The organism is Altererythrobacter sp. BO-6, assembly GCF_011047315.1.
Classification (GTDB): domain Bacteria; phylum Pseudomonadota; class Alphaproteobacteria; order Sphingomonadales; family Sphingomonadaceae; genus Erythrobacter.
This window is the reverse complement of the sequence record NZ_CP049259.1, coordinates 1780498-1802365: the sequence shown is the minus strand read 5'-3', so window position 1 is coordinate 1802365 and position 21868 is coordinate 1780498. Positions and strand designations below refer to the sequence as shown.

Sequence of the window (21868 nt, the reverse complement as noted above, 5' to 3'; positions counted from 1 at the left end):
TTTCATGCGTTCGTACCGACTTTCCGCAGCCGCATTGCTGCTCGCCGCGCCCATGAGCGCAATCCTCGCCGCTCCGCTCGCGGCGGAGGACAAGGCGGAAGACCCTGGCAAGTTCACCGGGGCGGACCTGTTCGGGCTAAGCGTAGCGTCCGATCCGCAGATCAGCCCTGACGGATCGAAAATCGCCTACGTCCGCCAGACCAATGACATCATGACCGACAGTTCGGTCAGCTCGATTTGGCTGGTCGATGTCGCGAGCGGCGCCGAAACCCCGCTGGTGACCGGCGAAGGCGCGCATTTTGCGCCGCGCTGGTCGCCCGATGGTGGCCGCCTGGCCTATGTCTCGACCGAGAGCGGCGGCGGGCCCGAACTGCATGTGCGCTGGATGGCGAGCGGGGCGAGCGCCAATATTACCGCTCTTCCCGAAGGGCCCGGCGGAATCAGCTGGTCGCCCGACGGCACGCGGATCGCCTACACCGCGCGGGTGCCGGGCGAAACGCTGACACTCGGCTCCGGCCCCGAGATGCCCGAAGGCGCCAAGTGGAAGGACGGCCCGACGATTATCGACCGGGTTACCTATCGCTTCGATGGCGCGGGCTATCTCAAATCGGGCTTCACGCAGATCTTCCTGGTATCGGCGACCGGCGGCGCGCCGCGCCAGTTGACCTCCGGTGACCGGAACCATGACGGCGCGCTGGAATGGACCCCCGATGGCTCAACCATCCTGATCAGCGGCAATCGCGACGCGGACTGGGAACTGGCCGGGGTGGACAGCGAAATCTATGCGATCGACATCGCTTCGGGGAAAATCACCGCGCTGACCGACCGTGACGGGCCGGACTTCCACCCCGAGGCTTCGCCCGATGGCAAGACCATTGCCTATATCGGTTATGACGACCGCAAGCTCGCCTATGAGCAGAACGGGCTTTACCTGATGAATGTCGATGGCTCGAACAAACGGCGCATCGCCGCGGGGTTCGATCGCGATATCGCCAGTATGGAATGGACCGCCGCGGGCCTTTTCGTCGGATATGAAGATGGGGGGTCCTATCGTGTGGCGCGGATCTCGCCCACAGGCACGGTGACGCCGCTCGCCGCCTCGCTCGTCGATACCTATTACTCGCGCCCTTATGCCGGCGGGCAATGGAGCGTATCGAACAATGGCACGCTCGCCTTTACCAGCGGTAGCGACATTCGCCCCTCGGACGTATCGGTGCTGCGCGGCGGGAAGGTCACGCGGCTGACCGCGCTCAACGACCTGAAACTGTCTGGCAAGCGGCTGGGCAAGACGGTCGCGCTCGATGTTACCGCCGCCGACGGAACGAAAATCCCGAGCTGGATCACGCTGCCGCCCGACTATAAGCCCGGCGACAAATTGCCGCTGATCCTTGAGATCCATGGTGGCCCCTATGCCGCCTATGGGCCGCACTTCTCATCGGAATACCAGCTCTTCGCCGGTGCAGGCTATGCCACGCTGTTCACCAATCCCGGCGGCTCGACCGGCTATGGGCAGGCCTTCGCTGACCGGATCGAGGGCAATTACCCGATTTCCAACCATGACGAGCTGATGGCGGCGGTCGATGCCGCCATTGCGGCGGGCTATGCCGATCCGGAGCAGCTGTTCGTCACCGGCGGATCGGGTGGCGGCATCCTGACCGCCTGGATTGTCGGCCAGACCAATCGCTTTGCCGCCGCCGCCTCCTACAAGCCGGTGATCAACTGGACGAGCATGGCGCTGATGAGCGATGGCTATGCCTTCTTCGGCGAATACTGGATGAAGGGCCAGCCGTGGGAACGGCCCGACGATTACTGGCGCCGCTCGCCGCTTGCCGCTGCGGGCAATATCAAGACCCCCACGCTGGTGCTGGTGGGTGAAGAGGATTACCGCACGCCGCGCAGCGAGGCAGAGCAATTCTATGGCGCGCTGAAGGTACAGGGGATCGACACCGCGCTGGTGGTGACGCCGGGCGCGAGTCACTCCGACCTCTCCATGAGCCCCAGCCAGCAAGCAAAGAAAACCGCTGCGGTTCTTGCCTGGTTCGATAAGTACCGAAAGGGCGCAAAGAAGGACTGACGGGAACGCATTGGCGGCGCGCTCGCTTGATTCCAACGTGAGTGCGCCCTTTTCCTGGATCCGGCCCGAGCCCTGGGGCCTCCATATCGTCCCCGCCGATGCCTGGGTCGATCCTGCCCGCGCGGTCGAGCTTGCGCTGGTGACCCATGGCCATGCCGATCATGCCCGCGGCGGGCATGGGCAGACATTCGCGACGCCGGAAACGCTGGCGATCATGGAATTGCGCTATGCCACGCGCGAAGGGGCAAGGCCGTTCCATCATGGCGAGACAATTCGGTTACCGGGCGGGGTTGATGCGACATTCCTGCCGGCCGGGCATGTGCTGGGCAGCGCCCAGATCCTGCTGGAGCATGCCGGCGAGCGGGTAATCGTCACCGGCGACTACAAACGCCGCGCTGACCCTACATGTCCGCCCTTCGAAGTTACATCCTGCGATATCTTCATTACCGAAGCGACTTTCGGCCTACCGGTGTTTATCCACCCGCCGATAGCTCAGGAAATCGCCAAACTGCTGAAAACAATGGCGGACAACCCCGATCGCTGCGTGCTGGTGGGCGCTTATGCGCTAGGCAAGGCACAACGCGTTATCGCGGAGCTACGCGCCGCCGGGCATCGCGATCCAATCTATCTCCACGGCGCGATGGAAGCTATGTGCCGGCTTTATCAGGAGCATGGCATCGACCTGGGTGAGCTGCGCCCGGTGGCGGGGCACACGAGGGACGAGATGCGCGGTGCGATCGTCATCTGCCCGCCGTCTGCACTCAATGATCGCTGGAGCCGCCGCCTGCCCGATCCCATCACCGCCATGGCGAGCGGGTGGATGCGGATCCGCCAGCGCGCCCGCCAGCGCAATGTCGAGCTGCCGCTGGTCATCTCCGACCATGCCGATTGGAACGAGCTGACCGACACGATCCGCACGGTCAGCGCCGAGGAGACCTGGATCACGCATGGCCGCGAAGAGGCGTTGCTGCGCTGGTGCGATCTGAACCAGCGGCGGGCGCGGGCGTTGGCATTGGTGGGCCGCGAGGACGAGGATGATTGAGTTCGCCGCCCTGCTCGATGCACTGGTCTACACCACCAGCCGCAACCGCAAGCTGGCGCTGATCGCGGACTATCTGCGCGCAACGCCCGATCCAGACCGCGGCTGGGCGCTGGCGGCGCTGACCGGCGGGCTGGACTTCCCCGCAGTCAAGAGTTCCACCATCCGCAAGCTGATGGCAGAGCGGATCGACCCCGTGCTGTGGATGCTCAGCCGCGATTTCGTGGGCGACACGGCCGAAACTGCCAGCCTGCTTTGGCCGGGACCCCAAACTGCACGGAATGATGACGTCACGCAGCCATTATCCTTAAGCGAAGTGGTTGATTTGCTTGGCACGATGACGCGCACCGATGTGGCGTCACGACTTCCCCCGCTGCTCGACCGGCTCGATCCTTCGAGCCGCTTCGCGCTGATCAAGCTTGCCACCGGGGGGATGCGGATCGGGGTTTCCGCACGGCTTGCGAAGACCGCATTCGCACAGGCCTTCGGGGTCGAAGTCGAGCAGGTCGAGGAGTATTGGCACGGGATTTCCCCGCCCTATACCGAGCTGTTCGCCTGGGCGGCGGAGGGCGCCGATCCGCCCGATCTGGAGAACCGGCCGCTGTTTCGCCCTTTCATGCTGGCGCACCCGCTGGAGCAAGGTGAGGTTGACCTCAATGACTTTGCCGCCGAATGGAAATGGGACGGGATCCGGGTGCAATTGGTGCATGCGGGCGGTGAGACGCGGCTCTATTCGCGCGGAGGCGAGGACATCAGCCACAGCTTCCCCGAACTGACCGGCGCGCTCGACATTCCGGCGGTGCTTGATGGCGAACTGTTGGTGCGCGGCGCGACGCAGGGCGGCGAAGCGGGGGGTGCAGCGAGCTTCAACGCACTCCAGCAGAGGCTCGGGCGCAAGGCCATGTCGAAAAAGATGCTGGCTGATTATCCGGCATTTGTAAGGCTTTACGATGCGCTGATTATCTGCGGCGAGGATTTGCGCGAACACGCGTGGCAACATCGCCGCGCACGACTCGAGGCGCTCCATCCGCGTTTGCCCGAGACGCATTTTGACCTGTCGGAACTGGTGCAGGCGCGCGATTTCGAGCATCTTGCAGAAATCCGCGCCAATGCCCGTGACGATGCCATCGAAGGGCTCGTGCTGAAGCGACGTGACAGCCCCTATGTCGCCGGCCGCAAGGTTGGCCTATGGTACAAGTGGAAGCGGGATCCGCTGCTGGTAGATTGCGTGCTGATGTATGCCCAGCGCGGATCGGGCAAACGTTCGAGCTTCTATTCGGATTACACTTTCGGCTGCTGGGATGGCGATCCCGATGCGGGGGCAGAACTGCTGCCGGTCGGCAAGGCCTATTCGGGCTTTACCGATGAGGAATTGAAGAGGCTAGATCGGTTAGTAAGACAAACCACTTCGAACCGTTTTGGCCCGGTGCGCGAGGTCGAACGCACACTGGTGTTCGAGGTCGCCTTTGACAGCGTGCACGAATCGAAACGCCACAAGTCCGGCCTCGCCATGCGTTTCCCGCGCATCCACCGCATCCGCTGGGAAAAGCCGGTGCACGAAGCGGACCGCGTGGAAACGCTCAGGGCTTTGATCAAGGATTGACGTGTGGGGCTTCACGCGTAATAAGTTGCAGATAGCAACTTAAAGGAGGGATTCCATGTCCTACGCCACCGCCGCGCTTACCACCTTCGCCAACATGCTGGGCACGCTTGATCACATCATCACCAAGGCAGAAGGCCACGAAAAGGGCGAGGCCTTGCTGCAATCGCGCCTTACCGATGACATGTACCCGCTCCACACCCAGATCCGCTTCACCCTCGATCAGGTGATGACCGCGCTGAAGCGGCTCGGGCATCTTGAGCTCGCCTCCGATGACAGCGACATCACCTCCTTAGCCGAGGCGCACAAGCGGATCGCCGCCGCGCAGGCGCGTGTCGCGGATACCGATCCGGCGACTTGGCCGGCCAGCGGAGACACGGTTGAATTCACCCTCCCGAACGGCATGGCCTTCGCGATGCAGGCACACGAATATTGCCGCGACTGGACGATCCCCCAGTTCTATTTTCATCTGATGGCCGCCTATGCGATCCTCAGGATGGAGGGCGTGGCGCTCGGCAAGATCGATTATGTCGGCTACATGATGAAATACATGAAGCAGCCCTCAACCTGACCGATGCATCGCTATGATCCGGCGCGCCAGAAGCTCGCATTCGGCCTCGCCTTCCTCGCAGGGGCGGTCGATGCGACCGGATTTGTGGTCGCGGGTGGCTATTTCACTTCCTTCATGTCGGGCAACACCACCCGGCTCGGCGTCGAACTGAGCACAGATCCGGCGCTGGCGCTTGTGCCGCTCGCGTTGATTGGCGCATTCCTTGGCGGCGTCGTCAGCGGCGCACTGGTGCGACGGCACGCGGGGGACGGGTTGAGCAAGCGGGTGCTGCTCGCCTTGGTCGCCGCGCTGCTGGGATTGGCGGCGGGGGCGCTGGCCACGGGCTGGGCACCGGGTTTCCTTGGACTCGCTGCGTTCGCCATGGGCGTTTCCAACAATGTCTTCAGCCGCGATGGCGAGGTGACGGTCGGAGTAACCTATATGACCGGGGCGCTGGTGCGGTTCGGCCAGGGCCTCGCCGCGCGGATCGGCGGGCAGAAACTGCCCGCTACGCGCGGTTGTGGCCTGTTGTGGTGCGCGCTTGCCGCCGGGGCAGTGGTTGGAGGCGCACTGTGCCTGCACGACCCGCGGATTGCGGCATTAACAGCTTGGTTGCTGGCATTGGTGCTGTTCGGTTTCGCCCTGCGGATCGAGGGCGCTTCGCGCTAACGCTCAACCACTATCAGCTTTTCACGCGATGTCGCACCGCGCAGCAACGCGATCCGTGATGGGGCAATGCCCAGCGCCCTGGCGACGAGCTGGATCACCGCATCATTCGCCGCGCCGTCCGCGGGCTTTGCCCGCACCTTGACCAGCACCCGGCCTGCATCGATTGAAATGCCCTCCTGGCGCGCGCCGGGTGTGACGCGAAGGGCAAGCCGGTTTTGCTGATCCAGAAGCGCTTCGATTTCGCTGGCCGGCGACAAGGCTGGGCCGGGACGGGCCATCAGCCCTGGCTCAGCGCCGCTTCAACCGCCGCCGCATGATGCTTGGCATTCTCGGCATAATGCGCCACGCCCATCCGCATTCCGGCGATCGCCGCATCGGACAGCTCGCGCATCGGCTTGGCCGGGCGCCCGGCCCACAGCATGCGCGGCTCCATCACCCGGCCCTCGGTGAGCATGGCCCCCGCCGCCAGCATCGCGTCGCTGCCGATCACCGCCTTGTTCATGACGATCGCGCCCAGCCCCACAAAGCCACGGTCCTCGATGGTGCAGCCGTGCACCATCGCCATATGGCCGATCAGCACGTCGTTGCCGATGATCAGGGGCGAGCCATCCGGGTCGCCCGGGCGCGGCGGATCGCAATGGCACACGGTGCCGTCCTGGATATTGGTGCGCTCGCCAATCCGGATGGAAGACACATCGGCGCGCAGCACGCAATTGTACCAAACCGAACTCTCCGCCCCGATCTCGACATCGCCAATGATCGTGCAGCCCGGCGCGATGAAGGCGCTCTCATGGATCTTCGGCGCACGCCCATGGATCGGGACGATGTTGACGCCGGGGCGGTGAGTCATCGGTTCTGCTCCTGCCATTGTTCGCGGGTCAGCGAATACTGGATTGTGGGGTTATCCTGCGGCGTAAAGCCCGGATCGTCGAAATCCAGATCCTTGCGGCGGACCATGCCGAGCTTTTCCATGAAGCGCCAGCTGGGCACGTTGCGATCGCAAGTGAGCGCAACGACATGCGGCGCGCCGATGCTGGTAAAAGCCCAGTCGATCACCGCACGCATCGCCTCATTGGCATAGCCGTGGCGCCATCGATCCTCCCGCACCAGCCAGCCGATCTCGTGATCGCCCTGGTTGGGCGCATGGGCATTGTCGACCAGCTTCATCCCGCAATGGCCGACCAGCTCGCCGCTGGATTTCTCGATCATCATCATGAATCCGAAGCCGCGCTGGGCAAACCACGCCTGCGACTTGGCATGCTTGGCCTCGATCTCGTGCAATTCCTTCACCCCGCCGAGATGCTCCATCACCGTGGGGGTGTTGAGCAGGCGATATTGCAGCTCGGCATCGCTGGAATCGATCGTGCGCAGCACGAGCCGTTCGGTTTCGATCACGATGTCAGGCATCGCGGCGCGCCCATTCCTCGCGCGAGAGCGAATAGACGATGGTGTCGCGCCACGGCGGCTCGAAGCGCGGATCGGGATAGTCGAGATCTTCACGCCGCCGCATGCCAAGCCGCTGCATCAGCCCCCAGCTCGCTTGATTGTCGATCACGGTCAGCGCCACGATCTCCTCAGCGCCGAAGCGATCGAACCCGGCGTCGATCGCGGCAATTGCCGCTTCCTTGGCATAGCCTCTGCCCCAGGCATCTTCGCGCAGGCGCCAGCCAACTTCCATTTCGCCGGTCACCGTAGACCCGGGCGCGTCAGCGCGTTTCAGTCCGCAAAAGCCAAGGATCGCGCCGTCTTCCTTGCGCTCGACCAACCAGAAACAGAATCCGTTGTTCGCCCGGCAGGTCTCGACCCGGTCGCGTTGCTTGGTGCGCCCAGCTTCGTCGAGCAGCCCGCCGAGCCAGCGCATCACCGCCGGCGTATTGGTAACGCGAAAGAACTCGTCCCAATCCGTTTCGCGCCAATCGCGCAGCACCAGCCGCTCAGTCTCGATCCGGAATTCGGCCATGCTGCTCAGGCCCCGAGCAGGCGCGCGGCAACAGGTGCATGATAAGTGAGCACGCCCGAGCAACCCGCCCGCTTGAAGGCGAGCAGCTTTTCCATCAGCAACGCGTCGCGATCGCCCACACCCGCGGCCGCCCCGGCTTCGATCAGGGCATATTCGCCGCTGACCTGATAGGCGAACACCGGCACGCGGAATTCCTGCTTCACCCGCCAGATCACGTCGAGATAGGCGAGGCCGGGCTTCACCATTACGCTGTCCGCGCCCTCTTCGATGTCGAGCGCGACTTCGCGCAGCGCTTCATCGCCATTGGCCGGGTCCATCTGGTAGGTTTTCTTGTCACCCTTCAGCAGCCCGCTCGATCCCACGGCATCGCGGAACGGACCGTAGAAGGCGCTCGCATATTTGGCGGCGTAGCTCATGATCTGGACATTGGGGTGCCCGTTCATTTCCAATGCCATGCGGATCGCCTTGATCCGACCATCCATCATATCGGACGGGGCGATGATATCCGCGCCCGCCTCCGCCTGGTTCAGCGCCTGGTCGACCAGCACCGCCACCGTATCGTCATTCACGACATAGCCGGCGGCGTCGACCAGCCCGTCCTGCCCATGGCTGGTATAGGGATCGAGCGCGACATCGGTGAGGATGCCGACATCGTGACCGCACGCGTCGCGAATCGCCTTTACCGCGCGGCACATCAGATTATCGGGGTTGAGCGCTTCCGCGCCGTCGTCGCTGCGCTTGGCGGCGGGCGTGTTGGGAAACAGCGCGACGCAGGGGATGCCCAGTTCCACCGCTTCCCTGGCGCGCCTGGCAATCCCGTCAACCGACCAGCGCGATACGCCTGGCAGCGTGGCGATCGGCTCTTCCACGCCGCTGCCTTCAGTCACGAACAGCGGCCAGATCAGGTCTGCCGGCGTCAGCAGGGTTTCGCGGTGAAGCGCGCGGCTCCAGCCGCTGGCACGGGTGCGCCGCAAGCGCAAATTGGGGTAGGATCCACTCATGTCGGCGAGTGTTGCCGCATAATTGCAGGCCGCGCAACGATCAGCGAATTTCGCGCTTGCTGTCGAGCCGCTCGATCTCGCGCTGCGGCGCTTCGACCTCTTCCGGGCGCTTCTCGAGATCCTCCAGCGCGGCACCCGGCTGGATCTGCTTGAGTTCAGCCAGGGCGGCGCGGAAATTCATCAATTCGCGCCCTTCCAGCTGGGCGCGGGTGACGAAGCTCACCGTGCGCGGATCGATCGCCCGCCCACCGCGATACATCTCGTAATGCAGGTGTGCGCCGGTCGACAGGCCGGTCGACCCGACATAGCCGATCACCTGGCCGCGGCGGACGGACTGCCCGCCATTCACTGCGATCCGGCTCATATGGCAATAGCGGGTCTGCAAGCCATTGCCATGGTCGAGCCGTACGGCATTGCCGCAGCCGCCCATGCGCCCTGCGCCGCTGACGCGCCCATCGGTCACCGCCACGATCGGCGTGCCGTAACTGGCGCGGAAATCGACCCCCGAGTGCATCCGGCGATAGCCCAAGATCGGGTGGCGCCGCATGCCGAAGCCGGAGCTGATCCCGCCCGGCACCGGGGCGATCAACCCGCCGCGCTGCTCGCCCACGCCCGATGCCTCGTAGAAAATTCCATCCTGGCCCCAACGCATCAGCTGCGTCTTGGGCTTACCGTCGCGGTCGATCCCGGCATAAAGCACCTTGCCCGCCTGGCGTTCGCCGGTGGCCGCGCGGCGATAGGCGACGATCAGGTCGAACTCGTCGGTCGCGCGGATGCTGCGGTCCATGTCGATCTGCCCGTCGAGCGCCTTGATGAATTCCTGCACCGCGCTGGCTGGCGCACCGGCGGCACGGGCGGAACGGTAAAGGCTCTGGCCCACTGTGCCGCGAATCCGCAACGGCGTGTCGTCAACGCGGATTACATTGCGCCGCAGCGAGAGATTGCCGTTGTTGGCGAGTACTTCCAGCTCAAGGTCGAACCGCGCGCGGAATGAGAGCGCATCAAGCGGGCGCGGCGCATTGGGGCCGGGGCGGCGGCCGAGCGTAATGTCAATCCTTGTGCCCGGTTCGATCTCTTCCAGCTTGATCTCGCTCGCCACCAGTTCGCGCACCCGTTCGGCATCGCTGGCGCCGATCCCGGCGCGCTGCAACATCCGGTCAAACGTGTCCCCACGCGACAGCGTCGCCACCAGTTCGATCTGCGGGCGTTCTGGGGCGGACGCCAGCGGCCTGACCATCGGCCCGGCGCCCATCTGGCGGCCGCTGTCACCACCCAGCGCGAGCGGCGTGATCATATGGCTGCGCAATTCGTCGCGCGCGGTCTGGTCCATCGCCATCGCGGGGCGCGCTTCGAGCGGGGCGAAGTCGGGCCACAGCGCCAGCGCGACCGCGCCCAGCCCCAGCATGGTGCCGAGCCCGCGGAACCAGCGCGCACTGCCGATGTCCATCGCCAGGTCAGGGGCCAGGTCGATCTGCCCGAGCCGCGCCGAAGCGCGGTCACGCCAGTGATCATAGCAAGCGCGGGTTTCATCGAGCCGCGCGCGCCAGTTTCCGATCCGTTTGAGCACCAGTCTGTGCGATTTTCCAGCCGCGGCGGCAGCAGGCGCCGGAGCGTCCCCGAAATCGAGGAACGGCTCCTCGATCGCAGGCTCGATGTCGCCCGGCAGGTCGCGCAATTGCTCCAAAACCCTCGTCTCCGTCGCGCCCGTCGATCCCCCCGCAGGCGCAAGCCGCTCAATGGCGGAATTCTCTCGCGAAACAAAGTAAATGTCAGCTTAACGCGCGGTCAAGCGAGTCGCCCAAGCGGTGAAGTGTTGAGAAGGCGGTTTTGCACCGCCCGATGCGGTTGCCGGGGCCGAAACGCGCTGCCACAAGCAGGGTGTGAGCGACGGCACGATCAAGGCGGTCCTGGGCCCGACCAATACCGGCAAGACCCATCTCGCGATCGAGCGGATGTGCGGCCATTCGAGCGGGATGATCGGCTTTCCGCTGCGTTTGCTGGCGCGCGAAGTCTATGACCGGGTCCGCGCGATCAAGGGTGACAAGGCCGTGGCGCTGATCACCGGCGAAGAGCGGATCGAGCCGCCTGACGCGCGCTATTTCTGCTGCACCGTGGAAGCGATGGAGCGGACCGGAGGCGGACATGCCTTTGTCGCGCTGGACGAAGCGCAGCTAGCAGCCGATCCTGAGCGCGGGCATATCTTCACCGACCGGCTGCTGAATGCGCGTGGGCGCGAGGAGACCATGATCCTGGGTTCAGCGACGCTCGAACCGCTGGTCAAGGCGCTGGTGCCGCGCGCCGAACGGGTCGAGCGGCCGCGCTTCTCGACGCTGAGGCACGCGGGCAGTTGCAAGCTTTCGCGCCTGCCGCCGCGCAGCGCCGTCGTCGGCTTCAGTGCCGAGCAGGTCTATGCGATTGCCGAGGCCTTGCGCCGGTTTCGCGGCGGGGCAGCGGTGGTGATGGGCGCGCTTTCGCCCGAAACGCGCAACAGGCAGGTCGAACTGTTCCAGAATGGCGAGGTCGATTACATCGTCGCCACCGATGCGATCGGCATGGGGCTGAACCTCGACCTGCACCACGTCGCCTTCGCCTCGCTCAGCAAGTTCGACGGGCGGCGCCAGCGGCGCCTCACCCCTGCCGAAATGGCGCAAATCGCCGGTCGGGCCGGGCGCCACCAGCGTGACGGCAGTTTCGGCACGGTATCCGGCATTCGCGGCAGCCAGGCGTCGCCGCCCGAATTCACCGACGAAGAGATTTACGCGATCGAGGAACATCGCTTCGCGCCGCTGACCCACCTGTTCTGGCGCGAGGCCGAGCCGCGGTTCGACAATCTCGCCACGCTGATCGCCGATCTCGAGGCTCCGCCTGACGAGCCCGAATTGCGCCAGGCCCCGGAAGCGGTCGACGTGGCGGTGCTGAAGCGGCTGGCGGATGAGCCGGTTGCTGCCAGCGTAACCAGCCCCGGCCTTGTCCGTCGCTTCTGGGAGGCCTGCTCGTTGCCCGATTTCCGCTCGGTCGGGGCCGAGGTGCATTCACGCTTCGTTGCCCGGCTTTGGCAGGACTTGCAGCAGGGCTATCTCGGCGCCGATTATGTCGCGGCGCGCATTGCCGAATTGGACCGGTCGCAAGGCGATATCGACACCCTACAAGGAAGGATAGCCGCGATCCGTTCCTGGGCCTATATCTGTCAGCGGCCCGACTGGGTGCTGGCACGCGACGAGATGTTTGCCCGTGCCCGCGCGGTCGAGGCGCGGCTGTCGGATGCGCTTCACGCGCGGCTGACCGAGAGATTCGTGAACCGGAGGACTTCGCTCTTGATGAAATCGCTGGGGCAGGACGGGCAGGCATTGCCGGTGGAACTGGCGCCCGATGGTGCGCTGACCGTCGATGGCGAGCCAATCGGGCGGCTCGAGGGCTTTCGCTTTGCGGTCGATCCCGATGCGACCGTGGCGGATCGAAAAATGCTCCTCGCGGCGGGCGAGAAGGCGCTGCCGACGATCCTGGCGCAGCGGGCCGAATGGGTCGCGAGCCAGGGGCTGGGCGAGCTTGAGATCGCGGAAGGCGCGATCGCATGGAACGGCCACCGCATCGCCACGATTGAATTGCCCGACGATTTCGCAAGCGCCCGGCTGGTGCTGGCGCGCGAGCTGGGCGCTCTGCCCGAAGCGGCGCGCAAGCGCTTCGAAGCGGCACTGCAGGGCTGGCTCGAGGCGCAGCTCGAACCGCTCGAACCGCTGCGCAAGCTGGCGGCGGCGGCGCGCGATCCCGCAGCCGGTTCGGAAGCCCGCGCGGTGCTGCACACGCTGATCGATGCGCATGGCGTGGTCAGCCGGGAGGATGCGGGGCTGCAGCACCTGCCCAAGGAGATGCGGCCCTATCTGCGCAAACTGGGCGTGGTGTTCGGTGCACTCGACATTTTCGCCCATGCCTTGCTCAAGCCCGCTCCGCGCCGGTTACTGCACGCGCTCGAGATTGACAGGAGGCCGCTCAACGCAGCGATGCTGCCGGTCATTCCCGATACGCGGCATCTGCCCGCCGGATACCGCCGCGCGGGCAGCCAGGTGATCCGCGTGGACCTTGCGGAAAAGGTCCTGCGCGCCGCCTTCGATGCCCGCCTCGGCGCGGCGCAACCGGGCGGCAAGGGCAAGCCGCCGATGCGTTTCCTGATCGACCCGGCGCTGGCTATCTCGATCGGGCTTGAAGCGGACAATATCCCGCGCCTGCTGGGCAGTGCCGGGTTCAAGCGGTTCGGCACGCGCGCGCTGCCCGAAGGAGCATTTGGCCCACCCGCCCCCGACTACTGGGGCTGGCGCCCGCGCCGCGTGGGCGAAGCAGGCCAAGATCACAAGCCGAACAAGTCCCGGCATGGCAAACACGCTGGCAAGCGGAAGGGGCCTCACAAGGGCAAGCCACAGAACGCCAGGCCGGCACAGCGCGAGGCTCCGAAAGGTAGCGGTGGCGCATTCGATGCGCTGAAAGAGCTGCTGGGCGGATGAAAGACGCGCTGAGGCTGGACCGGATCCTGGTCAACCTCCGCTTTGCCCGCACCCGCAGCCGTGCCCGCGCGCTTATCGAAGAAGGCCATATCCGGATTAACGGGGCGCGAACCTTGCGCGTGAGCACCGAGGTTCACGTCGGCGACGTGCTGACTTTGCCGCTGGGCGAAGCGGTGCGAATCATCGAGGTGCTGGAGCTGCCTGATCGGCGCGGACCGCCCGGTTTGGCGCGCTCGCAATATCGCGAGCTTGACCGCAATGGCGAAAAGCCATTAGCAGCGAATCCGCAACACGATCTGCAAGGGAATTCCGCCACATGACTTATGTCGTCACCGACGCCTGCATCCGGTGCAAATATACCGATTGCGTCGAAGTTTGCCCGGTCGACTGTTTCTACGAAGGCGAGACGATGCTGGTCATCAACCCGTCGGAATGCATCGATTGCGGCGTGTGCGAACCCGAATGCCCGGCCGAGGCGATCCTGCCCGATACTGAAGACGGACTTGAGAAGTGGCTGGAACTCAACGCGAAATATTCGGCTGAATGGCCCAATATCACCAGCCAGAAGGAACCGCCTGAAGACGCCGACGAGCACAAGGGCGAAGAGGGCAAGTTCGAGAAGTACTTCACGCCCGAACCCGGCGAAGGCGACTGATAGCATCGCTGGAGGTCTGCGCCGGGAACCGCTGGCGCAGGTGCAGTTTATGCCGATTCGTGCCCGTCAGACGCACGGAGCGCTTGATTCAGCTTGTGACTCGCAATTTTGTTACGGTTGTGCTATATAATTAAACAATCGCGCCGGATTGGTCCCGGCGCCCGGGTCAATTTAGAAAGGTTGGGCCAACAGCATCTATCGATATTGAGCCAGCGGAGCCTGCAGCGGCAGGCCCGATAAGCTCTCTTCGACCGTTTGCCTATGGCCCACCGACGAAAGGATTTTGCATGGCAAGCAAGGCTCCTGCCTTCACCGTTGGCGACTATGTGGTTTACCCCAAGCATGGCGTAGGTCGCGTGATCGAACTGCAGAACGAAGAGATCGCGGGCATGCAGCTCGAGCTTTATGTGCTGCGCTTCGAGAAGGAGCGGATGACCCTGCGCGTGCCCACCAACAAGGTTGAGGCGATCGGCATGCGCAAGCTTTCCAGCGACAAGACGCTGAAGGAAGCGATGGACACGCTCAAGGGCAAGCCCAAGGTGAAGCGCACCATGTGGTCGCGCCGCGCCCAGGAATATGAAGCCAAGATCAACTCGGGTGAAATCGTGCTGATCGCCGAAGTGACGCGCGACCTGTTCCGCCCCGAGGACCAGCCCGAGCAGAGCTATTCCGAGCGGCAGATCTTCGAAGCTGCGTCCAGCCGCCTGGCGCGCGAACTGGCTGCGATGGAAGAAACCGATGAGGCGACCGCACTCGAGAAGATCCTCGAAGTGCTGCGCACCCATGCACCGCAATATTACGAGAACACGGAAGACGCCTGATCGACCAGGTGCACACCGGAAACGACGAAGGGCTGCCCGCAAGGGTGGCCCTTTTCGTTTGCGCGGTTGAAGTCCCTTGCAAGGTGTATTATTTCAATAATACGCATATTGGAGGATGAGCGCATGATACACAAACTGATCAGGCAGCTGGCACCGGTGGCCGCCATCGCCCTGTCCGCCGCGGTGGCGGGCTGCGGCGACATGAATATTGACATCAACGGCGAAGAGGGCGTGCCGCTGGCCGAACTTGACATGTCGGGCGAGGCACCTTCCAGCGTAGTCATCGCCGGGCCGGATTCAGTGGTGCTGAGCGAAGGCGATGCACTGGCGATCGATGTCGAAGGCGACAGCGCGGTTACCGAATTGCTGCGCTTCTCGCTCAAGGACGGCGCGCTGGGCATTTCGCGCAAGAACGGCAATTGGAAGGACACTGGCACGGCCATCGTGCGCGTGACCATGCCGGCCCCGCGCAGCATCGTGGTGGCGGGTTCCGGCTCAGTCGAAGTTCCGGCTATGGCGAGCGAAGCCGAGGTCACCATCGCCGGATCTGGCAAAGCTAATATTGCCAAGCTGGCCGCGAGCAAGCTGGAGGTCACCATCGCCGGATCTGGCAAGGTGGCAGCCGCCGGCACGGCTGAACGGCTTGAGCTGAACGTCGTGGGTTCAGGGTCAGGCGAAATGGCCGGGCTCAAGGTCGATCGGGCTGAAGTGACGGTGGCCGGATCGGGCGATACCAGCTTCGCATCGGATGGCACCGTAGAGGCGAATATCGTCGGCTCCGGCGATGTGCGAGTAATCGGCAGCGCCACCTGTACGATCAACGCGATGGGATCGGGCACGCTGAAGTGCGAAGCTTCCGCAGCGGAAGCTGCTGAAGCAGAGTAACAAGCTGAAAAAACGGCGCGCTTCATCGCACGCCGCTGGACAGGCGAAGGCCGCGTGTGAGAGACACCGCTCATGCGCGGCCTTCCCCTTTTACGCTCACCTTGTTTTCCTTCACGCTGAGCGGCTGCCTGGTGCGCACCGCCGCCGATATCGTCACTGCCCCGGTCAAGGTGGTAAGCGCCGGCGTGGACGCGGCCACCACCAGCCAGTCCGAAGCCGACGAGAAGCGCGGGCGCCAGCTGCGCAAGGCGGAAGAAGAGCTGGGCAAGCTCGACCGCCGCTACGAGAAGCAGCTGGACGATTGCCGCGATGGCGACGAACGCGCCTGCACCGCCGCGCGCGAGACCTATTCCGAGATCCAGATCCTGCTCCGCAACAATCCAGGCCTGGGCACGCCGCCCCCGAGCGATTAGCGCCTGTTCAGGCGGCGGCGCGGCGCAAGCGGTCGTTGATCGCCTTGCCGATGCCCTTATCCGGGATCGTAGCCACCGCGATTCGCGGTTCAGGCGCGCCGGCCGCCAGATGCAGGCAATCGTAGAGCCGGGCCGCTGCTTCGATCAGGTCACCCGTGGCAGACAACGTACAATCGCCAGCGATTTTGCCAAAACCGATCAGGAATTCCCCTTCCTGCGCCGCTTGGGCGTTGAGCCGCACCGGTTTGCCCGGAGCATAGTGGCTCACCAACTGGCCGGGGGCCTCGATGCGCGCTTCAGCTCCTTCGTCTGGATCGCCCGGCTTGGTGGCACCCAGGTTAATCGGCCCGGGGCGCAATTCCTCCAGTGACCCGTCATCCCGCACCGCCACGATGGTCGATTCGATCCCGGCCGCGCACGGCCCGCCATCGAGCACAAGATCGATCCGGCCATCAAGCGAAGCCAGCACATGCTGTGCCGTGGTCGGGCTGATGAATCCGCTGCGATTGGCGGATGGCGCCGCCAGCGGAAAGTGGATGCTCTCAAGCAACTGCCGCATCACCGGATGCGCCGGGCAGCGCAGGGCAACCGTGGGCAAGCTAGCGGTCACCGCCGGTGCCAGCCCCGCATCCTCGCGTAGCGGCAGGACAAGCGTCAGCGGCCCCGGCCAATACTCGGCCATCAGCGCCTCCGCGGCGGGCGACACATGCGCATAGCGCGCGGCTTGGGCCGCGTCGCGGACGTGCACGATCAGCGGGTTGAAATCGGGTCGGCCTTTCGCAGCATAGATCTTGGCCACCGCTTCAGCCGAGATCCGCCCGCGCGGCGAGGCCATAGACCGTCTCGGTCGGAACCGCGACCAGCCTGCCACGTTCCAGAATCGCCGCCGCATGCGCGATTCCCGCCGCATCGGCGGCCAGCACTTCCGTAGCGTTCTTGCCGGTCATGCCTGCCCGCTATAGGTGGGGACGCGCAAAGCCAAGCAATTTGCCATCATATGAGGATTCGAACGCCGTGACGCCTTACACGCCGCCCACCCATGACCAGCTGCTCGCCATCCGCGTGAACGCCGGGATCGAGGAGCTTGCGCAAAGCGAACGTTTCGCCGCGGCGGAGCCCGATCTGGTCGAAGCGATCGTTGAAGGGGTGGGTCAGTTTGCCGCCGGGGAATTCGCGCCGCTCAACCGCGTGGGCGACCTTGAGGGCGCAAAGCTGGAGAACGGGGTGGTGCGCCTGCCCGATGGCTTCCAGGAGGCCTATGCCGCCTATGTCGAGCAGGGCTGGAACGCGATCGCATCGCCGGTCGAATTCGGCGGGCAAGGCCTGCCTTTCACGCTGGCGTGCAATGTGCTGGAAAACCTCGGCAGCGCCAATATGGCCTTCAACCTGCTGCCGATGCTCAGCGTGGGCGCGATCGAAGCGCTCGAGCATCACGGTTCAGACGCACAGAAGGCGAAATACCTGCCCAATCTGGTCAGCGGGCTGTGGTCAGGCACGATGAACCTCACCGAACCGCAGGCGGGATCGGATGTCGGCGCGCTGCGCTCCACCGCCACACCGATCGAGGACGGGGAGCATGCCGGCAAATATCTGATCCAGGGCCAGAAGATCTACATCACCTGGGGCGAGCATGAGCTGGCCCGGAACATCATTCACCTGGTGCTGGCGCGCCTGCCCGATGCGCCCGAGGGATCGCGCGGTATCTCTCTGTTCCTGGTCCCCAAATACCACGTCAACGACGATGGATCGCTGGGGCCGAAGAACGACCTGCGCTGCGTCAGCCTGGAGCACAAGCTGGGCATCAACGCCTCGCCAACCTGCGTCATGAGCTATGGCGACAATGGCGAATGCGTGGGCGAGCTGGTGGGCCAGCCCAATCGCGGGCTGATGGCAATGTTCACGATGATGAACAACGCGCGCATCAATGTCGGCAACCAGGGTGTGCAGATTGGCGAGCGCGCCACGCAACAGGCGCTGGCCTATGCCCGCGACAGGGTGCAGTCGGCCCGCGCCGGATCGCCTGACAAGAATCCCGTTGCAATCGTTGAACACCCCGATGTGCGGCGCATGCTGCTGCGCATGAAGGCACTGACTGAGGGTGCCCGCGCGCTGCTCTATTACTGCGCCGGGCAAGTCGACCGGGGAACGCTGGGTGACGAGGAAGCGAAGATGCGCGCCGAAGTGCTGGTGCCGCTGGTCAAGGCCTGGGGTACCGACATCGGGATCGAAGTGGCCGGGATCGGTGTGCAGGTGCACGGCGGCATGGGCTTTATCGAAGAAACCGGCGCGGCCCAGCACTGGCGCGATTCCAAGATTGCCCCGATCTATGAAGGCACCAACGGGATCCAGGCGGCGGACCTCGTCACCCGCAAGCTGGGCCTGGATGCGGGCGGTGCCGTCGACCGGCTGATCGCCGACATTATCGCCGCCACCGAAGGTGAACCGGCGCTCAAGGCGCTGGCAGAGGATTGCCGGGCCATTGCGCAATGGATGGGCAGCGAGGCGAGCCTCGATGACCGGTTGGCGGGGAGCGTTCCATTCTGCACCATGCTGGCCGTCGCGGTCGCTGGATGGCAGCTCAAGCGACAGGCAGAAGCGGTTGCTGCCGGGGAGGCGCCTGCGCTGGCGCAGACGAAGCCGGTAACGGCGCGCTTCTTCCTTGACCGGATCGTGCCTGAGGCAAATGGCCTCAAGGCGTCGGCCCTGGCCGGGGCAGAGCTGCTCTACAGCCTGCCCGCAGAAGCCTTGGCGGGTTAAGGCAGCGGGTGATGAGTGCAGGGCAATCTGACCAGGGTGATCCCGTCGCGCGGATCGCAGCGGCGCTGGAACGGCTCGCGCCACCCGCGCCGCGTGAGGTCGATTGGCGTAACAGCCCGGCCTATCTTTGGGACGGGGTCAATGCCCGCGAATTGCCTGAAATCGTCGCGCCCGCGCTGGAAAACCTGCGCGGCATCGAGCGGCAGAAGGCGCAGGTGCGGGACAATATCGCGCGGCTTGCCTGGGGCCATGCGACGCACGATATGCTGCTGTGGGGCTCACGCGGGATGGGTAAATCGGCGCTGCTGCGCGCCGCCACGCGCGCTGTGCAGGATGACGCGCCGATGGCGCTGGCGCTGGTTCAGGTCGCGCCCGGAGCGCTCAAGAGCCTGCCCGATCTGTTCCACCGACTATCCGAAGTACGGCGGCAATTCCTGATCTTTATCGACGACCTGGGCTTTGCCGAGGATGACACGGTCGGCCCGCAGCGCCTGCGCAGCTGGCTCGAAGGCGGGATCGAGGCGCGCCCGGCCAATGCACGACTCGCGGTCACGTCAAACCGGCGCGCCATCCTTGCCCGGCAAGCGGGCGAGCAGGACAGCGGATCGGATGACAACCCGCTCAACCGGCGCGACGCGGTGGATGACAAGCTGGCGCTGGCCGATCGCTTCGGCCTGTCGGTGGGCTTCCACCCCTGCAGCAAGGACCAGTATCTCGATATCGTGCGCGCCTATGCTGCTCCGCTCGGCCTCAGCTACACCAATGAGCAGGCGCTGGAATGGGCCATGCAGCGCGGCCAGCGCTCTGGCCGGTCAGCCTGGCAGTTCGTGGTCGAGCTGGCCGGGCGAGCCGGCAAAGCGATTTAGGGTAGGCGACCGGCGCTGCGCTATTGCGCAGGGACAACCCGCTCGATGTCCTCACCGCTGAACAGCGCGCGCGGATCGCCAGATAGCTCACGCTGCGGCCGCAAGGGTTCGCTCTTCAGCTCCGTAATGCCTGCGCCGGGCTTCGCCCCGGGCGCGAACACGCGCCAGATGATGCCCGCGGTATCGTCGCTCATCAGCAGCGCGCCATCGCCACCCCATTCGACCCAGGTCGGGCGGCCCCTTGTCTTGCCGTCGTCCATGAGGAAGCCGCCCAGAACCGTTACCGGCTTGCCAACCGGATTACCGAGCTTGTCGAACTCGACATAGACGAGGTCATAGCCCGAGGGCGGCTTGCGGTTCCACGAGCCATGCCGGGCAATGAAGGCCCCGCTGGCGAACTTCTCGCCCATTAGATGGCCTTGCTTGGTGAAGACCATGCCGAGCGCCGCCACATGCGGGCCCAGCGCATATTCAGGCTTGCGCGCATATTCGACGAGGTAGGCCGGGCGCGGGTGCTTGACGCGGGCGTCGACCTTGTCCTTCCAGTAGACCCATGGCCAGCCATATTGCGCGCCGACCGGAACATTGGTGAGGTAATCAGGCACCAGATCGCTGCCGAGCATGTCGCGTTCGTTGACCGTGGTCCACAGCTCCCCGGTCCAGGGGCTGAAGGCAAGACCATTGGGATTGCGCAGGCCCACCGCGAACTGGCGCTGGCGATTGGTCTCCAAATTGTATTCCCAGATCATGGCCCGGCCCTGTTCGACCTCCATGCCCTGCTCGCCGATATTGGAAACCGATCCGACCGCGACATAAAGCAGCGTGCCTTCGGGATTTAGTTCGAGATTGCGCATCCAGTGCCCACCGCCTGCTGGCAGGTCCATTAGCTTGCGGGGTTCGCCGGAGACCCGATCGGCCCCTAATTCATAGGGAAAAGCAAGCACTTCATCGTGATTGGCGACGTAGAGCGTGCCGTCGTTCCAGGCCATGCCTGACGGCGAGTCGAGGCCGTTGGTGGCATCGGCGATCACCTGGCGCGTCTCCGCCGTGCCGTCACCATCGGCGTCGCGCAGCAGCACGATCTGGTTGGGCGAATCCCCGGTCGCTCCAGCCCGCGTCATCAGCAGGTTCGCGATCCAGCCGGTGATTCCGCCACCGTCCTCGCTCTTCGGCGATCGGGTCAGAGCGGCCAGCACATCTCCATTGGGCAGCGCCTGAAGCGTACGTGGATGCTCGAGCCCCTCGGCAAAGCGCGCCACCGTCAGTCCTTCGGCTGCCTCAGGCGCCTCACCCTCAGCCCAGCCGACCGGCTTGGCAATCCGCACCGTCGGGAAAAGCTCCGAATTGGGCTCCTCCAGCGTCGGATCCGTGCCCACCACATCATCAACCGAAAGTCCGGCGGTATCGCCGCGCGACAGCCACCAGAAGGCCGCGGCCAGCAGCAAGAGGAGGATGAGAAGGGCGATGAGGATCTTTTTGAGTGTGCTCATGGCATTGAGGCATAAGCGAGCACCCGCGCGGCGGCAATGGGCGTTCTGTGGTGGGACTTGCGTTTGGAGACTGGGAGCCTAGATCGGCAGCGCGATGTATGATTTCCAGCCAGACCTTTCGCTCGCCCCTGCAGAGCGTTACCGCCAGCTCTGCGACGCCGCGGAAGCGCTGACCGCCACCGAGCCCGACGGTATCGCCAATATGGCGAATATTGCCGCTCTGCTGTGGGAATTCGTGCCCGATCTCAACTGGGCCGGATTCTATCGCGCGATCGATGGTGAACTGGTGCTGGGCCCGTTCGTCGGGCGCCCGGCGTGCATTCGCATCCCGTTCGGCGCCGGCGTGTGCGGCGCAGCCGCGGCATCGGGCGAGGCGCAGCTGGTGGAAGACGTGCACGCCTTTCCCGGACATATCGCCTGCGACGCAGCCAGCCGATCCGAATTGGTGGTGCCGGTTATGCGCGACGGACATGTAATTGCGGTCATCGATCTCGATTCACCGCTGCCGGCGCGCTTTACCGCCGATGACGCCGCTGGAATTGAAGCTCTGGCCGAGTTGCTTTCGACGCGAATCTAGGCGTCGGCGCCGCTG

21 protein-coding genes and 1 pseudogene are annotated in these 21868 nt (G+C 64.7%); 14 read left to right on the top strand and 8 right to left on the bottom strand.

Going from position 1 to position 21868, the window contains the following annotated elements; genetic code table 11:
• Nucleotides 1-4 precede the first annotated feature (4 nt).
• From G6N82_RS08820 to G6N82_RS08800, 5 genes are read left to right on the top strand one after another with little or no spacing between them, the layout of a single operon-like run.
• Nucleotides 5-2074, top strand: a complete 2070-nt coding sequence (locus G6N82_RS08820; RefSeq protein WP_165195678.1) for a S9 family peptidase — start codon at nucleotides 5-7, stop codon at nucleotides 2072-2074.
• Nucleotides 2075-2111: 37 nt separating this feature from the next.
• Complete coding sequence (locus tag G6N82_RS08815) at nucleotides 2112-3116, top strand: ligase-associated DNA damage response exonuclease (RefSeq protein ID WP_165195676.1); 1005 nt, start codon at nucleotides 2112-2114, stop codon at nucleotides 3114-3116.
• Nucleotides 3109-4716, top strand: a complete 1608-nt coding sequence (locus tag G6N82_RS08810; RefSeq protein ID WP_165195674.1) for a cisplatin damage response ATP-dependent DNA ligase — start codon at nucleotides 3109-3111, stop codon at nucleotides 4714-4716. Before G6N82_RS08815 ends, G6N82_RS08810 begins: the two co-directional genes overlap by 8 nt.
• Nucleotides 4717-4771: 55 nt before the next feature.
• Nucleotides 4772-5284, top strand: coding sequence for a DUF1993 domain-containing protein (locus tag G6N82_RS08805; RefSeq protein WP_165195672.1), 513 nt, complete (start codon nucleotides 4772-4774; stop codon nucleotides 5282-5284).
• 3 nt (nucleotides 5285-5287) lie between these two features.
• Nucleotides 5288-5932 carry a YoaK family protein gene (locus G6N82_RS08800; RefSeq protein ID WP_241255052.1) on the top strand — a complete coding sequence of 215 codons (645 nt, stop codon included), beginning with the start codon at nucleotides 5288-5290 and terminating at the stop codon, nucleotides 5930-5932.
• Here G6N82_RS08800 and G6N82_RS08795 read toward each other — a convergent pair.
• The 6 genes from G6N82_RS08795 to G6N82_RS08770 are packed head-to-tail and all read right to left on the bottom strand — an operon-like array spanning nucleotide 5929 to nucleotide 10577.
• Complete coding sequence (locus G6N82_RS08795; protein ID WP_165195670.1) at nucleotides 5929-6210, bottom strand: DUF167 domain-containing protein; 282 nt, start codon at nucleotides 6208-6210, stop codon at nucleotides 5929-5931. The two genes, G6N82_RS08800 and G6N82_RS08795, sit on opposite strands and share 4 nt — an antisense overlap.
• Nucleotides 6210-6782: a gamma carbonic anhydrase family protein gene (locus G6N82_RS08790; RefSeq protein WP_165195668.1), complete on the bottom strand. Its 573-nt coding sequence runs from the start codon at nucleotides 6780-6782 to the stop codon at nucleotides 6210-6212. The genes G6N82_RS08795 and G6N82_RS08790 overlap by 1 nt, the downstream gene beginning before the upstream one ends.
• Nucleotides 6779-7339, bottom strand: coding sequence for a GNAT family N-acetyltransferase (locus G6N82_RS08785; RefSeq protein WP_165195666.1), 561 nt, complete (start codon nucleotides 7337-7339; stop codon nucleotides 6779-6781). Before G6N82_RS08785 ends, G6N82_RS08790 begins: the two co-directional genes overlap by 4 nt.
• Nucleotides 7332-7892 carry a GNAT family N-acetyltransferase gene (locus G6N82_RS08780; protein WP_165195664.1) on the bottom strand — a complete coding sequence of 187 codons (561 nt, stop codon included), beginning with the start codon at nucleotides 7890-7892 and terminating at the stop codon, nucleotides 7332-7334. Before G6N82_RS08780 ends, G6N82_RS08785 begins: the two co-directional genes overlap by 8 nt.
• A gap of 5 nt (nucleotides 7893-7897) precedes the next feature.
• Nucleotides 7898-8893, bottom strand: a complete 996-nt coding sequence (gene hemB, locus G6N82_RS08775; protein ID WP_165195662.1) for a porphobilinogen synthase — start codon at nucleotides 8891-8893, stop codon at nucleotides 7898-7900.
• 40 nt (nucleotides 8894-8933) lie between these two features.
• Entirely contained in the window at nucleotides 8934-10577 is a 1644-nt protein-coding gene (locus G6N82_RS08770; protein ID WP_241255051.1) for a M23 family metallopeptidase, read from the bottom strand.
• 196 nt (nucleotides 10578-10773) lie between these two features.
• Here G6N82_RS08770 and G6N82_RS08765 point away from each other — a divergent pair, with 196 nt between their 5' ends.
• The 6 genes from G6N82_RS08765 to G6N82_RS08740 all read left to right on the top strand — a co-directional run bounded on the left by G6N82_RS08765 (nucleotide 10774) and on the right by G6N82_RS08740 (nucleotide 16163).
• A complete protein-coding gene (locus tag G6N82_RS08765) occupies nucleotides 10774-13389 on the top strand; it encodes a helicase-related protein (protein WP_241255050.1) in 2616 nt (871 codons plus the stop codon).
• Nucleotides 13386-13709, top strand: coding sequence for a S4 domain-containing protein (locus G6N82_RS08760; protein ID WP_241255049.1), 324 nt, complete (start codon nucleotides 13386-13388; stop codon nucleotides 13707-13709). Before G6N82_RS08765 ends, G6N82_RS08760 begins: the two co-directional genes overlap by 4 nt.
• The gene (fdxA, locus tag G6N82_RS08755) at nucleotides 13706-14044 is read left to right on the top strand and encodes a ferredoxin FdxA (protein WP_165195660.1); all 339 of its coding nucleotides are present in this window, start codon (nucleotides 13706-13708) and stop codon (nucleotides 14042-14044) included. The genes G6N82_RS08760 and fdxA overlap by 4 nt, the downstream gene beginning before the upstream one ends.
• A 287-nt stretch (nucleotides 14045-14331) precedes the next feature.
• Nucleotides 14332-14865 carry a CarD family transcriptional regulator gene (locus G6N82_RS08750; RefSeq protein WP_165195658.1) on the top strand — a complete coding sequence of 178 codons (534 nt, stop codon included), beginning with the start codon at nucleotides 14332-14334 and terminating at the stop codon, nucleotides 14863-14865.
• A 123-nt stretch (nucleotides 14866-14988) separates the two neighbouring features.
• Nucleotides 14989-15750: a head GIN domain-containing protein gene (locus G6N82_RS08745; protein ID WP_165195656.1), complete on the top strand. Its 762-nt coding sequence runs from the start codon at nucleotides 14989-14991 to the stop codon at nucleotides 15748-15750.
• Nucleotides 15751-15806: 56 nt separating this feature from the next.
• Nucleotides 15807-16163: a hypothetical protein gene (locus tag G6N82_RS08740; protein ID WP_241255048.1), complete on the top strand. Its 357-nt coding sequence runs from the start codon at nucleotides 15807-15809 to the stop codon at nucleotides 16161-16163.
• Between the two features lie 7 nt (nucleotides 16164-16170).
• On the opposite strand, the pseudogene G6N82_RS08735 reads toward G6N82_RS08740, so the two are convergent.
• Nucleotides 16171-17110, bottom strand: a pseudogene (locus G6N82_RS08735) (L-threonylcarbamoyladenylate synthase).
• Nucleotides 17111-17177: 67 nt separating this feature from the next.
• On the opposite strand from G6N82_RS08735, the gene G6N82_RS08730 reads away from it, so the two are divergent.
• Together G6N82_RS08730 and G6N82_RS08725 are read left to right on the top strand one after the other, a co-directional pair.
• Nucleotides 17178-18920: an acyl-CoA dehydrogenase gene (locus G6N82_RS08730; protein WP_241255047.1), complete on the top strand. Its 1743-nt coding sequence runs from the start codon at nucleotides 17178-17180 to the stop codon at nucleotides 18918-18920.
• A gap of 11 nt (nucleotides 18921-18931) precedes the next feature.
• On the top strand, nucleotides 18932-19786 hold the full coding sequence (locus G6N82_RS08725) for a DUF815 domain-containing protein (protein ID WP_165195650.1): 855 nt from the start codon (nucleotides 18932-18934) through the stop codon (nucleotides 19784-19786).
• Between the two features lie 20 nt (nucleotides 19787-19806).
• On the opposite strand, the gene G6N82_RS08720 is transcribed toward G6N82_RS08725, so the two are convergent.
• Nucleotides 19807-21276: a PQQ-dependent sugar dehydrogenase gene (locus G6N82_RS08720; RefSeq protein ID WP_165195648.1), complete on the bottom strand. Its 1470-nt coding sequence runs from the start codon at nucleotides 21274-21276 to the stop codon at nucleotides 19807-19809.
• Between the two features lie 94 nt (nucleotides 21277-21370).
• Between G6N82_RS08720 and G6N82_RS08715 the strand changes: the two genes are divergently transcribed.
• On the top strand, nucleotides 21371-21853 hold the full coding sequence (locus G6N82_RS08715; RefSeq protein ID WP_165195646.1) for a GAF domain-containing protein: 483 nt from the start codon (nucleotides 21371-21373) through the stop codon (nucleotides 21851-21853).
• The last annotated feature ends 15 nt before the right edge of the window (nucleotides 21854-21868 follow it).